The sequence below is a fragment of the Enterobacter cloacae complex sp. 394I7 genome, from assembly GCF_057320345.1.
Map to the genome: position 1 here is coordinate 231980 of NZ_JBXWCR010000001.1, position 13965 is coordinate 245944.

At 53.7% G+C, this 13965-nt stretch carries 12 protein-coding genes; 11 read left to right on the forward strand and 1 reads right to left on the reverse strand.

What is annotated here, in order from left to right; all coding sequences use genetic code 11:
* Window positions 1-10 precede the first annotated feature (10 nt).
* From odhB to sucD, 3 genes are all read left to right on the forward strand, one after another.
* Window positions 11-1237: a 2-oxoglutarate dehydrogenase complex dihydrolipoyllysine-residue succinyltransferase gene (odhB, locus tag AC2FAP_RS01095; RefSeq protein ID WP_025204653.1), complete on the forward strand. Its 1227-nt coding sequence runs from the start codon at window positions 11-13 to the stop codon at window positions 1235-1237.
* A gap of 85 nt (window positions 1238-1322) precedes the next feature.
* Complete coding sequence (gene sucC, locus AC2FAP_RS01100; RefSeq protein WP_006809579.1) at window positions 1323-2489, forward strand: ADP-forming succinate--CoA ligase subunit beta; 1167 nt, start codon at window positions 1323-1325, stop codon at window positions 2487-2489.
* Window positions 2489-3358 (forward strand): succinate--CoA ligase subunit alpha, encoded by an 870-nt coding sequence (sucD, locus tag AC2FAP_RS01105; RefSeq protein WP_014169173.1) that lies wholly within the window; start codon window positions 2489-2491, stop codon window positions 3356-3358. Before sucC ends, sucD begins: the two co-directional genes overlap by 1 nt.
* Before the next feature lie 83 nt (window positions 3359-3441).
* On the opposite strand, the gene AC2FAP_RS01110 is transcribed toward sucD, so the two are convergent.
* A complete protein-coding gene (locus AC2FAP_RS01110; protein WP_410393396.1) occupies window positions 3442-4158 on the reverse strand; it encodes a GntR family transcriptional regulator in 717 nt (238 codons plus the stop codon).
* Window positions 4159-4327: 169 nt separating this feature from the next.
* Here AC2FAP_RS01110 and mngA point away from each other — a divergent pair, with 169 nt between their 5' ends.
* From mngA to tolQ, 8 genes are all read left to right on the forward strand, one after another.
* The gene (gene mngA / locus AC2FAP_RS01115) at window positions 4328-6244 is read left to right on the forward strand and encodes a PTS 2-O-a-mannosyl-D-glycerate transporter subunit IIABC (RefSeq protein ID WP_348560232.1); all 1917 of its coding nucleotides are present in this window, start codon (window positions 4328-4330) and stop codon (window positions 6242-6244) included.
* A 21-nt stretch (window positions 6245-6265) separates the two neighbouring features.
* Window positions 6266-8902, forward strand: a complete 2637-nt coding sequence (gene mngB / locus AC2FAP_RS01120) for a mannosylglycerate hydrolase (protein WP_449541403.1) — start codon at window positions 6266-6268, stop codon at window positions 8900-8902.
* Between the two features lie 678 nt (window positions 8903-9580).
* Complete coding sequence (gene cydA, locus AC2FAP_RS01125) at window positions 9581-11149, forward strand: cytochrome ubiquinol oxidase subunit I (protein WP_020884962.1); 1569 nt, start codon at window positions 9581-9583, stop codon at window positions 11147-11149.
* A gap of 15 nt (window positions 11150-11164) precedes the next feature.
* Window positions 11165-12304 (forward strand): cytochrome d ubiquinol oxidase subunit II, encoded by a 1140-nt coding sequence (cydB, locus tag AC2FAP_RS01130; RefSeq protein ID WP_014169180.1) that lies wholly within the window; start codon window positions 11165-11167, stop codon window positions 12302-12304.
* Window positions 12305-12318: 14 nt separating this feature from the next.
* Complete coding sequence (gene cydX / locus AC2FAP_RS01135) at window positions 12319-12432, forward strand: cytochrome bd-I oxidase subunit CydX (RefSeq protein ID WP_014169181.1); 114 nt, start codon at window positions 12319-12321, stop codon at window positions 12430-12432.
* Entirely contained in the window at window positions 12432-12722 is a 291-nt protein-coding gene (gene ybgE / locus AC2FAP_RS01140) for a cyd operon protein YbgE (RefSeq protein ID WP_020884961.1), read from the forward strand. Before cydX ends, ybgE begins: the two co-directional genes overlap by 1 nt.
* A 148-nt stretch (window positions 12723-12870) precedes the next feature.
* Window positions 12871-13275 carry a tol-pal system-associated acyl-CoA thioesterase gene (gene ybgC, locus AC2FAP_RS01145; protein ID WP_014169183.1) on the forward strand — a complete coding sequence of 135 codons (405 nt, stop codon included), beginning with the start codon at window positions 12871-12873 and terminating at the stop codon, window positions 13273-13275.
* Window positions 13272-13964 (forward strand): Tol-Pal system protein TolQ, encoded by a 693-nt coding sequence (gene tolQ / locus AC2FAP_RS01150; protein WP_014169184.1) that lies wholly within the window; start codon window positions 13272-13274, stop codon window positions 13962-13964. The genes ybgC and tolQ overlap by 4 nt, the downstream gene beginning before the upstream one ends.
* Window position 13965 lies beyond the last annotated feature (1 nt).

Below are 13965 nucleotides of genomic sequence, written 5' to 3' on the forward strand. Positions count from 1 at the left end.
AGGATACATAATGAGTAGCGTAGATATTCTTGTTCCCGACCTGCCTGAGTCCGTAGCAGATGCGACCGTCGCCACCTGGCACAAAAAACCGGGCGATAGCGTTAAGCGCGATGAAGTGCTGGTAGAAATCGAAACTGACAAAGTGGTACTGGAAGTACCGGCTTCAGCGGATGGCATTCTGGATGCAGTCCTGGAAGACGAAGGGACAACCGTAACCTCCCGTCAGATCCTGGGTCGCCTGCGTGAAGGCAACAGCGCGGGCAAAGAGTCCAGCGCGAAGTCTGACGAAAAAGCGTCTACCCCAGCCCAGCGTCAGCAGGCCTCTCTGGAAGAGCAGACTAACGACGCGCTCAGCCCGGCGATCCGTCGCCTGCTGGCCGAGCACAACCTGGATGCGGCTGCCATTAAAGGCACTGGTGTCGGTGGTCGTCTGACCCGTGAAGATATCGAGAAGCACCTGGCGAAAGCCCCTGCTCAGGCAGAAGCTAAAGCGCCAGCAGCGGCAGCGGCGCCAGCAGCACAGCCTGCGCTGGGTGCCCGTAGCGAAAAACGCGTGCCGATGACTCGCCTGCGTAAGCGTGTGGCTGAGCGTCTGCTGGAAGCGAAAAACTCCACCGCGATGCTGACCACCTTCAACGAAGTGAATATGAAGCCAATCATGGACCTGCGTAAGCAGTACGGTGACGCGTTTGAAAAACGTCACGGTATCCGTCTGGGCTTTATGTCCTTCTACGTGAAAGCGGTTGTTGAAGCGCTGAAACGCTACCCGGAAGTTAACGCCTCTATCGATGGCGATGACGTGGTTTACCACAACTACTTCGACGTCAGCATGGCAGTCTCTACGCCACGTGGTCTGGTTACCCCGGTTCTGCGTGATGTCGATACTCTGGGTATGGCTGACATCGAGAAAAAGATTAAAGAGCTGGCTGTAAAAGGTCGCGACGGCAAGCTGACCGTAGACGATCTGACCGGCGGTAACTTCACCATTACCAACGGCGGCGTTTTCGGTTCACTGATGTCTACCCCGATCATCAACCCGCCGCAGAGCGCGATCCTGGGTATGCATGCCATTAAAGATCGTCCAATGGCGGTAGACGGCAAAGTGGAGATCCTGCCAATGATGTATCTGGCACTCTCTTACGATCACCGTCTGATCGACGGCCGCGAGTCCGTGGGCTTCCTGGTTGCCATTAAAGAGCTGCTGGAAGATCCAACGCGTCTGCTGCTGGACGTCTAGTTTTAGCAGTCTTGCCCGGCGGCGCGTTGTCTGCCGGGCCTACAAAAGCACTACCTAACGATTACCTGAAGGATGGATAGAACACATGAACTTACATGAATATCAGGCCAAACAGCTGTTTGCCCGGTATGGCTTACCGGCTCCGGTGGGTTATGCCTGTACTACCCCGCGTGAAGCAGAAGAAGCCGCATCTAAAATCGGTTCCGGCCCTTGGGTAGTTAAATGTCAGGTTCACGCTGGTGGCCGTGGTAAAGCGGGCGGTGTGAAGGTTGTTAAGAGTAAAGAAGAGATTCGTGCGTTTGCTGAACATTGGCTCGGCAAGCGTCTGGTAACGTACCAGACAGATGCGAACGGTCAGCCTGTCAACCAGATCCTGGTTGAAGCTGCAACTGACATCGCGAAAGAACTGTACCTGGGCGCGGTTGTTGACCGTAGCTCCCGTCGTGTGGTGTTCATGGCGTCTACCGAAGGCGGCGTGGAAATCGAGAAAGTGGCAGAAGAGACGCCACACCTGATCCACAAAGTGGCGATCGATCCGCTGGCAGGCCCAATGCCTTACCAGGGCCGTGAGCTGGCGTTCAAACTGGGTCTGGAAGGCAAGCTGGTTCAGCAGTTCACCAAGATCTTCATGGGTCTGGCCACCATCTTCCTGGAGCGCGACCTGGCGCTGATCGAGATCAACCCGCTGGTCATCACCACTCAGGGCGACCTGATCTGCCTCGACGGCAAACTGGGCGCTGACGGCAACGCACTGTTCCGCCAGCCGGATCTGCGTGAAATGCGCGACCAGTCTCAGGAAGACCCGCGTGAAGCGCAGGCTGCACAGTGGGAACTGAACTACGTGGCGCTGGATGGCAACATCGGCTGCATGGTTAACGGCGCAGGCCTTGCGATGGGCACCATGGACATCGTTAAGCTGCACGGCGGTGAGCCTGCAAACTTCCTCGACGTGGGCGGTGGCGCAACCAAAGAGCGTGTAACCGAAGCGTTCAAAATCATCCTCTCTGATGACAACGTCAAAGCCGTGCTGGTTAACATCTTCGGCGGTATCGTGCGTTGCGACCTGATCGCAGACGGTATCATCGGTGCGGTAGAAGAAGTGGGTGTTAACGTCCCGGTTGTGGTGCGTCTGGAAGGTAACAACGCTGAACTCGGCGCGAAAAAACTGGCTGACAGCGGCCTGAATATTATTGCAGCGAAAAGTCTGACGGATGCAGCTCAGCAGGTTGTTGCCGCAGTGGAGGGGAAATAATGTCAGTTTTAATTAATAAAGATACCAAGGTTATCTGCCAGGGCTTCACCGGTAGCCAGGGAACTTTCCACTCCGAACAGGCGATTGCCTACGGCACGCAGATGGTTGGCGGCGTAACGCCAGGTAAAGGCGGCACCACGCACCTGGGCCTGCCGGTATTCAACACCGTGCGCGAAGCGGTTGAAGCGACGGGCGCGACCGCGACCGTTATCTACGTTCCGGCTCCGTTCTGCAAAGACTCGATTCTGGAAGCGATTGACGCGGGCATCAAGCTCATCATTACCATCACCGAAGGTATCCCGACGCTGGATATGCTGACCGTGAAAGTGAAGCTGGATGAAGCTGGCGTGCGTATGATCGGCCCGAACTGCCCGGGCGTTATCACCCCAGGCGAATGTAAAATCGGCATCATGCCGGGTCACATTCACAAACCGGGTAAAGTGGGTATCGTCTCCCGTTCCGGTACGCTGACCTATGAAGCGGTTAAGCAGACTACCGACTACGGTTTCGGCCAGTCCACCTGTGTGGGCATCGGTGGTGACCCCATCCCAGGTTCTAACTTCATTGATATCCTGAAAATGTTCCAGGAAGATCCGCAGACCGAAGCGATCGTGATGATCGGTGAAATCGGCGGTAGCGCAGAAGAAGAAGCGGCTGCGTATATCAAAGAACATGTGACCAAGCCGGTGGTCGGTTATATCGCAGGTGTGACAGCGCCGAAAGGTAAGCGTATGGGTCACGCAGGCGCGATTATCGCAGGCGGTAAAGGTACGGCTGATGAGAAATTCGCCGCGCTGGAAGCCGCAGGCGTGAAAACCGTTCGCAGCCTGGCGGATATCGGCGAAGCACTGAAATCCATCATTAAGTAAATCCTCTCTGCTCCCTGTAAAAGGGAGCGTTGAAGTAATAAGTGTCCGTTTCGACATGGTTGGCCGCTGTAAAGCGGCCTTTTTTAATGCCTGCGTTTCGCGACCAGCGTGAATTTGTAATCGTCGCTGTTAAACACGTTACGGCTGTATTCAAACACCCGCCCATCCTTCAGAAAGCCACGTGACACCTTTTCCAGTATCGGTTTTGCCGGATCCAGCGCCAGCGCGTCGATCGCCTCCTGAGAGGGCACGATCGGAACCAGTTCCTGTTCACTGCGATCGATAACCATCTTCTTGATCTGTTCGATGTAGTGATATTTGGAATTTTCCATCACCTCCCAGGTGAGGTCGGCGAACATCGCCAGCGGCATCCACGTCTCTTCCAGATTCACCGGTTTTTGCTTAATAAAGCGCACCCGTTTGACATGCCACACTTTGTCATCCGGGCGAATGTTAAGCGTCTCAGCCAGTTTCACATCCGCTTTGATCACTTCGAATGTTTTTACGTCGCTGTGGGTATCGACGTTTCGGTCCGCCAGTTTTTCATAAAAGCCGGTAAGCTGATAAATGTCGTAATTGACGCGCTCCTCTTTCACATAGGAGCCGCTGCCCTGAATGCTCTCGATAATCTGCTCTTCAGTGAGGAGCTTCAGTGCCTGCCTCACCGTGACGCGACTGACGCTAAATGTCTCCTGCAGGCTGGATTCCGTCGGTAACGCATCACCGGGTTTTAACTCACCGGCGGTAATTTTCTCGCGAAGCGCATCCGCTATCTGCCGGTACATCGGTTTATTGCCCATGTCGTCTGCCTTCTAATACCTTTTCACGGAATTATGCCTCCAGCATAGAATTTGTAAATAATACAAATTAAATACAAATTATCGGTGTTAGTGAAAATGATCACATAAAGGTATCAGTTCGTCTGTCACAATCGATCCTGAACAATTACCCTTGAGTGTGAGGATCCTGATGAACCTGACGACCCTGACCCATCCCGACGCTGTCTGCGTGCAGGCGCAGTACACCAGTCGTGATGAAGCAATACGCCAGCTCACGATGCGGCTGGTGACGCTCGGCAAAATTACCGACGGCAATGCGTTTTTAACCGAAGTCTTTCATCGGGAATCGCTAGGCCCTACCGCGCTCGGCGAAGGGCTGGCAGTCCCGCATGGTAAATCAGCGGTGGTGAAAGAGGCGGCTTTTGCCGTAGCCACCCTGTGTGAACCGCTGAGCTGGGAAGGCGTGGATGGCCCGGAAAATGTCGAGCTGATTTTCCTGCTTGCCATTCCGCCGGCTGAAGCTGGCTCAACCCATATCCAGGTGCTGACGGAACTTACTTCTCGTCTGGCGGATGAAACTCTTCGGGCGCGCGTCATGGCGGCTACCACGGCAGCAGCGCTACTCGCCGCGCTGGACGATGTGCCACAGGAAGATGACGTTGTCGCGTTCGTGGATGCGCCAACCATCGTTTGTGTAACTGCATGCCCCGCCGGCATTGCGCATACCTATATGGCAGCTGAGTATCTGGAAAAAGCGGGGCGTAAGCTTGGCGTAAACGTGGTGGTGGAAAAGCAGGGGGCGAACGGTATCGAAGGGCGGTTGACCGCGCAGCAGTTACGCACTGCGCAGGCTTGTATCATTGCCGCAGAAGTGGCTCTCAAAGAGAGCGAGCGTTTTCAGGGCATCCCGACGCTGTCCGTGCCGGTCGCGGAACCGCTTCGCCATGCCGAAGCGCTTATTAAGCGTGCGTTGGCCTTACCCCCCGCGGGAACGGATCGCCAGGTGCACACCGGCAATGATGTGAGCAAGAGCCTTAAAACGGAGCTTAAGCAGGCCCTGCTCAGCGGTATTTCCTTTGCCGTGCCGCTAATTGTGGCGGGAGGCACGGTGCTGGCCGTCGCGGTATTGCTGGCACAGATGTTGGGATTACAGCATCTGTTTGAGCAAGAGAACTCATGGCTGTGGATGTATCGCAAACTCGGCGGGGGGATGTTAGGCACGTTAATGGTGCCGGTGCTGGCCGCGTATACCGCCTACTCGCTGGCAGATAAACCTGCTCTGGCGCCGGGTTTTGCGGCCGGTCTTGCCGCCAATATGATCGGTTCAGGTTTTTTAGGGGCGATTGCAGGTGGCCTGATTGCCGGCTATCTGATGCGCTGGGTGAAAAACCATATCCGTCTGAGTCAGCGTTATAACGGCTTTTTAACCTATTACCTCTACCCGGTGATTGGCGTGCTGGGCGTGGGCAGCCTGATGCTGTTCGTGATCGGCGAGCCGGTCGCGTGGATCAACACCTCCCTCACGGCATGGCTTAACGGGCTCTCCGGTGCCAATGCGTTGCTACTGGGTACTCTGCTCGGTTTTATGTGCTCGTTCGATTTGGGGGGACCGGTCAACAAAGCGGCCTATGCGTTCTGTCTGGGGGCGATGGCCAACGGCGTTTACGGGCCGTATGCCATTTTTGCTTCCGTCAAAATGGTCTCGGCTTTTACCGTCACGGCTTCAACCATGCTGGCACCGCATCTCTTTAAACCGTTTGAAATCGAAACCGGCAAGTCGACGTGGCTACTGGGCCTTGCGGGCATCACCGAAGGGGCAATTCCGATGGCCATTGAAGATCCGCTGCGGGTGATTGGCTCGTTTGTTGTTGGCTCGATGGCAACAGGGGCGATTATCGGTGCAATGGGTATCGGGTTGTCTACGCCGGGGGCGGGCATCTTCTCTCTCTTTTTACTGCATGACGCGGGGATGGGTGGCGCGATCGCGGCGGCAGGCTGGTTTGGCGCTGCGCTGGGGGGAACGATGCTCTCTACGCTCATCTTACTGTTCTGGCGACGTCAGGGCGTAAAAAAAGGCAAATACCTGACGGAAGACGTCACGCCATAAATTCACTTACAGGAAACGAAGATGAAAGCTGTATCTCGCGTTCATATCACGCCACATATGCACTGGGACCGTGAGTGGTATTTCACCACCGAAGCGTCGCGGATCCTTTTGGTAAATAACATGGAGGAGATCCTGACCCGTCTGGAGCAGGACGAAGAGTATAAATACTACGTTCTCGATGGACAGACCGCGGTACTGGAGGATTACTTCGCCGTTGTGCCGGAAAACCGGCCCCGGGTAAAAGCGCTGGTTGAGCGCGGAAAGCTGATTATCGGGCCGTGGTATACCCAGACCGACACCACGATAGTCAGCGGCGAATCGATCGTTCGCAATCTGATGTTCGGGATGCGCGACTGCATGGAATTCGGTGAGCCGATGAAAATAGGGTATCTGCCGGATTCGTTTGGCATGTCCGGGCAACTTCCGCATATCTATAACGGCTTTGGTATCACCCGCACGCTGTTCTGGCGCGGATGTTCTGAGCGTCACGGCACCGATAAAACAGAATTTTTATGGCAGAGCGCAGACGGCAGCGAAGTTACGGCGCAGGTACTACCGCTGGGCTACGCGATAGGTAAGTACTTACCGGAGGATGAAGCGGGGCTGCGTAAACGGCTCGATACCTGGCTTACATTGCTGGAGAACGCTTCCGTGACGAAAGAGATTCTGCTGCCTAACGGTCACGACCAGATGCCCCTCCAGCAGAACATTTTCGCGGTGATGGATACCCTTCGAAAGATGTACCCGCAGCGGAAATTTGTGATGAGCCGGTTCGAGGAGGTCTTTGAACATACTGAAGCGCACCGTGACGAACTGGCGACGCTGAAAGGGGAGTTTATCGACGGCAAATACATGCGTGTACACCGGACAATCGGCTCCACACGGATGGACATCAAAATTGCCCACGCCCGCATTGAAAACAAAATCGTGAATATCCTCGAACCGCTGGCGGCGCTCGCCTGGATGCTGGGCTTCGAGTATCACCACGGTTTGCTGGAGAAAATGTGGAAAGAGATCCTCAAGAATCATGCTCACGACAGTATTGGCTGCTGCTGCAGCGATAAAGTGCATCGTGAGATTATGGCCCGGTTTGCGCTCGCTGAAGACATGGCCGATAACCTCACGCGTTTCTCGATGCGCAAGATTGTCGACAATATGCCGCAAAGCGAGGCCGACAAGCTGGTGATGTTCAATCTGATGCCCTGGCCCCGTGAAGAGGTGATTAACACCACCCTTCGTCTGCGCGCGAGCCAGTTCCGGTTGCGGGATGATAAAGGCAATGAGATCCCCTGTTTTATTCGCCGCGTCCGGGAAATAGACCCGGGGCTGATTGACCGGCAAATCGTGCACTATGGTAATTACGATCCGTTTATGGAGTTTGATATCCAAATCTGTCAGATCCTGCCCGCGATGGGATACCGCACGCTTTACATCGAGCCCCAGGCTCCTGAAAAGAGGCTACCCGCGAGGGCAAAAACGGATGCTCTGCTGGAAAACACCTTCTGGCAAATTGATATAAATGACGATGGCACGCTACGCCTGCGTGATAAAGAATCCGGACTTATTTATGACCGCGTACTGGAAATTGAAGAGGGGTCGGATGATGGCGATGAGTACGACTACTCGCCTTCCCGGGAAGAGTGGCGGCTCACTTCAGCGCACGGGCAGCATCATGTTGAGGTGATACAGGAAGCCTGGCAGAGCAGGGCGGTGATCCAGCATCGCATCGCCGTTCCGGCAAACCTGGCCGAGCGGTCGGCCCGCCTGCGCAATGGCGCTCTTGCGGTGGAATTTGAGGTCACTCTCAGCCATAACAGCAGGCGTGTAGATGTTGTGGCGCGTCTGGATAACCAGGCTGACGATCACCGGGTCCGCGTGCTTATCCCGACGCCGTTTATGACGGAGCAGGTACTGTCAGATACGCAGTTTGGCTCCATAACGCGCCCGGTTCGCGATGACGCGATGGCTAACTGGCAAGAAGAGGGCTGGAAAGAGGCACCGGTTCCCGTCTGGAATTTACTTAACTACGCCGTGCTGCAACAAGAACGAAACGGGCTCGCCCTGTTCACAGAAGGGTTACGCGAATTTGAAGTGGTGGGGGAGGCGGAAAAAGCGTTTGCTCTGACCCTTCTACGCGGTGTGGGCGTGCTGGGAAAGGAAGATTTGCTGTTGCGCCCGGGCCGACCGTCCGGCATAAAAATGGCCGTTCCGGACTCGCAGCTTCGGGGCAGGCTCGATTGCCGTTTTAGCCTTCTGAGTTTTAGCGGCTCTCCCGAGAACGCCGGCGTTGCTCAGCAGGCGAAAGCGTGGCTTACCCCCGTCCAGTGTTATAACAAAATCCCCTGGGATGCCATGAAGCTTAACCGTGCGCCGTTCAGCACGCCGGACAGATACAGCCTGTTGACACTTTCGCCGACAGGCTGTGTTATGAGCGCGATAAAAAAGGCGGAGGATCGGGACGCGCTTATCCTTCGCCTGTTTAATCCGTCGGAATCTGTGTCCTGTGATGCCTCTTTATCGTGGAATCAGGCCCTTAAAGGCTGTTGCGAGACGGATTTAAATGAACAGGTGCTGGCAGGCAGGGGAGAAGAAAAGGGCATTACGGGCCTGTTCAGGCCTGGGCAATCGCGGACTTTTAGCCTGAAAACGGAAAGGTAGCGTCTGAAGTGAACAAAAGGCTGCGCGCAGGGCAGCCTTTTTTATTGAATAGTCACATTGTGGTGTTAATTTTAAGCGTGTCACAGGTAAAATAAATGTAATTATCTGCGGCTATCGTCGCACAATGGAAAAAAAACGCGCTGACGACTACCTTTATACGTTAACGCGAATGTAAAGATGCGTTGTTCTTCAGCGTTAAAATAAATCACGTCTGTTTATATTCTTTCTTGCTTTTGATAACTCCAAATATCTCGTCGTACACATAGCATTAACAAGGTTTTTACCATTCACACCACATTTAAACATGGTTAACAGAAACGGTGCTTTTTGATTTAAATCAAAGTTTAATCCTTGGAAAAAGGTGACGAAAGGCGGTAAATTGTCCCCGATCAAAATGGCTGAAAAGTGGTAATTTTGCTATAAATTGATCGCCGTCGAAAAACGTAAATGTGATTCAATAAAAACCTGTTTATTGTAAGGGTTTTGCAGCGTATTATATTTGCGGGATCAATTTGAGTTTTTTATTAACGTATTTGTAACCTATCGTCATTGCTTTTATCCTTTCTCAGGCTAAGCGCGACGACATGGATGCGAATAATTTGTATTGGGGCATGTGTGTGAATCCTTTTCTAACGGGGTTCACTCTCGGAGTCTTCATGCGATGAGCAAGGAGTCATGATGTTAGATATAGTCGAACTGTCGCGCTTACAGTTTGCCTTGACCGCGATGTACCACTTCCTGTTTGTGCCACTAACGCTCGGTATGGCGTTCCTGCTGGCCATCATGGAAACGGTCTACGTCCTCTCCGGCAAACAGATTTATAAAGATATGACCAAGTTCTGGGGCAAGTTGTTTGGTATCAACTTTGCACTGGGCGTGGCTACCGGTTTGACCATGGAGTTCCAGTTCGGGACTAACTGGTCTTACTATTCTCACTACGTTGGGGATATCTTCGGTGCGCCGCTGGCCATTGAAGGTCTGATGGCCTTCTTCCTCGAATCCACCTTTGTAGGTCTGTTCTTCTTCGGTTGGGACCGTCTGGGCAAAGTCCAGCATATGGCGGTGACCTGGCTGGTGGCACTCGGTTCGAACCTGTCCGCACTGTGGATCCTGGTCGCGAACGGCTGGATGCAGAACCCTATCGCGTCTGATTTCAACTTCGAAACCATGCGTATGGAGATGGTCAGCTTTGCCGAGCTGGTGCTGAACCCGGTCGCACAGGTTAAATTCGTTCACACCGTGGCGTCTGGCTATGTGTGCGGCGCGATGTTTGTACTGGGCATCAGCTCTTACTACATGCTGCGTGGTCGTGACTTCGCGTTTGCTAAGCGCTCCTTTGCTATCGCTGCAAGCTTCGGTATGGCTGCAATCCTCTCTGTTATCGTGCTGGGTGATGAATCCGGTTACGAAATGGGTGACGTGCAGAAAACCAAACTGGCCGCTATCGAAGCCGAATGGGAAACCCAACCCGCGCCTGCTGCCTTTACTCTGTTCGGTGTTCCCGACCAGGATGCACAGGAAAACCGCTTTGCCATTCAAATTCCTTACGCGCTCGGCATCATTGCCACCCGCTCCGTCGACAAGCAGGTGACGGGTCTGAAAGAGCTGATGGTGCAGCATGAAGGCCGTATCCGTAACGGTATGAAAGCTTACGCGCTGCTGGAGCAGCTGCGTGCGGGTTCTACCGACCAGGCCGTGCGTGACCAGTTCAACGATGTGAAGAAAGATCTGGGTTACGGTCTGCTGCTGAAACGCTATACCCCGAACGTCTCCGACGCGACGGAAGCGCAAATCCAGATGGCGACCAAAGACTCCATTCCACGCGTGGCGCCACTGTACTTCGCATTCCGTATCATGGTGGGCTGCGGCATCATCATGCTGCTGATCATTGCGGCGTCCTTCTGGTCCGTGATTCGTAACCGCATCGGTGAGAAAAAATGGCTGCTGCGTACCGCGCTGTATGGTATCCCACTGCCGTGGATTGCTATCGAATCCGGCTGGTTTGTTGCGGAATATGGCCGTCAGCCATGGGCGATCGGTGAGGTGCTGCCAACGGCGGTAGCGAACTCCTCTCTGACTGCAGGCGATCTGATCTTCTCCATGCTGCTGATTTGTGGTCTGTACACCCTGTTCCTGGTGGCTGAACTGTTCCTGATGTTCAAGTTCGCGCGCCTTGGCCCAAGCAGCCTGAAAACCGGTCGCTATCACTACGAGCAGTCCGGTGCGACTACTCAGCCGGCACGCTAAGACAGGAGTCATCAAATGATCGATTATGAAGTATTGCGTTTTATCTGGTGGCTGCTGGTCGGTATTCTGCTGATCGGTTTCGCAGTCACTGACGGTTTCGACATGGGGGTGGGGATGCTCACCCGTTTCCTCGGTCGTAATGACACCGAGCGTCGAATCATGATTAACTCCATCGCCCCGCACTGGGACGGTAACCAGGTGTGGCTGATCACCGCAGGCGGCGCGCTGTTCGCTGCCTGGCCGATGGTCTACGCGGCTGCGTTCTCCGGTTTCTATGTGGCGATGATTCTGGTGCTGGCTTCTTTATTCTTCCGTCCGGTTGGTTTCGACTACCGTTCCAAGATTGAAGACACCCGCTGGCGCAACATGTGGGACTGGGGCATCTTCATTGGTAGCTTCGTTCCACCGCTGGTGATTGGCGTGGCGTTCGGTAACCTGCTGCAGGGTGTACCGTTCCACATCGATGAATACATGCGTCTTTACTACACCGGTAACTTCTTCCAGCTGCTGAATCCGTTTGGTCTCCTGGCAGGCGTGGTGAGTGTGGCAATGATCATTACTCAGGGTGCGACCTATCTGCAGATGCGTACCGTAGGTGAACTGCATCTTCGCTCTCGTGCAACGGCGCAGGTTGCTGCGCTTATTACCCTGGTGTGCTTCGCACTGGCCGGCGTATGGGTGATGTACGGTATCGACGGTTATGTCATTACGTCTGCAATTAACCACACGGCACCGTCTAACCCGCTGACGAAAGAAGTGGCGCGTCAGGCTGGCGCGTGGCTGGTGAACTTCAACAATATGCCTGTTCTGTGGGCTATTCCGGCTCTGGGTGTGTTGCTGCCGCTGCTGACGATACTGACGTCACGTCTGGAAAAAGGTGCCCTGGCATTTGTATTTTCCTCACTGACGCTGGCGTGCATTATTCTGACTGCGGGTATTGCGATGTTCCCATTCGTCATGCCGTCCAGCACGATGATGAATGCAAGCCTGACCATGTGGGATGCAACGTCCAGCCAGCTGACGCTTAACCTGATGACGTATGTTGCTTGCGTGTTCGTACCGATTATCCTGCTGTACACCGCCTGGTGTTACTGGAAAATGTTCGGTCGTATCACGAAAGAAGATATTGAAAGCAACACTCATTCTCTGTACTAAGTAAGGAGCTGAATATGTGGTATTTCGCATGGATTTTAGGGACGCTTCTTGCCTGTGCATTTGGTGTCATTACTGCCCTGGCGCTTGAGCACGTCGAAGCGTCTAAAGCAGGTGAAGACAAACACTAATGAACATTATCGCGACGCTTTACGCGGTAATGGATAAGCGCCCGTTAAGGGCGCTTTCTTTAGTGATGGCATTACTGCTGGCAGGTTGTATCTTCTGGGACCCTTCGCGCTTTGCAGCGAAGACCAGCGAGCTTGAGATCTGGCACGGCTTCCTCATTATGTGGGCGGTGTGCGCAGGTGTGATCCACGGCGTAGGCTTTCGTCCGAAAGCGCTGCACTGGCAGGGGATTTTCTGTCCACTTATCGCCGATCTGGTGCTTCTCGCTGGCTTGATTTTCTTCTTCTTCTGAATAAGAAATGTCCGTTAATGATATGGGCTTACCCTGGCCCATAAAAATTTACTCTCCGTTTACTTTCTCCCATTCCAAACCATCTTTCCCGCGCGTATAGTAGCGAAGTTTAAAAGCTCTAACTTTTGTTGCATTACCGGGATGTAAAGTGAATACAACGCTGTTTCGATGGCCGGTTCGTGTCTATTACGAAGATACCGATGCCGGGGGTGTGGTTTACCACGCCAGCTACGTTGCTTTTTATGAACGGGCACGCACAGAGATGCTGCGCCATCATCACTTTAGTCAACAGGAGCTGTTGGCTGAGCGAGTTGCCTTCGTGGTTCGCAAGATGACGCTTGAGTATTTTGCGCCTGCCAGACTCGACGATATGCTCGAAGTCCAAACTGAAATTACATCAATGCGCGGAACCTCAATGGTTTTCACGCAGCGGATAGTCAATGCAGAAAATACGGTACTGAACTCAGCTGAAGTCCTGATCGTCTGTGTTGATCCAACCATAATGAAGCCTCGTGCGCTTCCTAAGTCTATTGTCGCGGAGTTTAAGCAGTGACTGACATGAATATCCTTGATTTGTTCCTGAAGGCAAGCCTTCTGGTTAAACTTATCATGTTGATTTTGATTGGTTTTTCAATCGCATCCTGGGCCATCATCATCCAGAGAACGCGTATCCTCAATGCGGCTGGCCGTGAAGCAGAAGCGTTTGAAGATAAGTTCTGGTCGGGTATTGAGCTTTCTCGTCTGTATCAGGAAAGCCAGGGACGCCGTGATAACCTCGTAGGCTCCGAACAGATTTTCTATAGCGGATTCAAAGAGTTTGCTCGTTTGCATCGCGCAAACAGCCACGCGCCCGAAGCGGTTGTGGAAGGTGCCTCGCGTGCGATGCGTATCTCCATGAATCGCGAGCTGGAAAACCTTGAAACGCATATTCCTTTCCTGGGGACCGTTGGTTCCATCAGCCCGTATATTGGTCTGTTTGGTACGGTCTGGGGGATTATGCACGCCTTTATCGCCCTGGGGGCGGTGAAGCAGGCGACGTTGCAGATGGTTGCCCCGGGTATTGCAGAAGCACTGATTGCGACCGCTATCGGTCTGTTTGCGGCGATCCCGGCGGTTATGGCTTACAACCGTCTGAACCAGCGCGTGAATAAACTGGAACTGAACTACGACAACTTTATGGAAGAGTTCACCGCGATTCTGCACCGTCAGGCGTTTACCAGTACCGAGAGTAACAAGGGGTAAA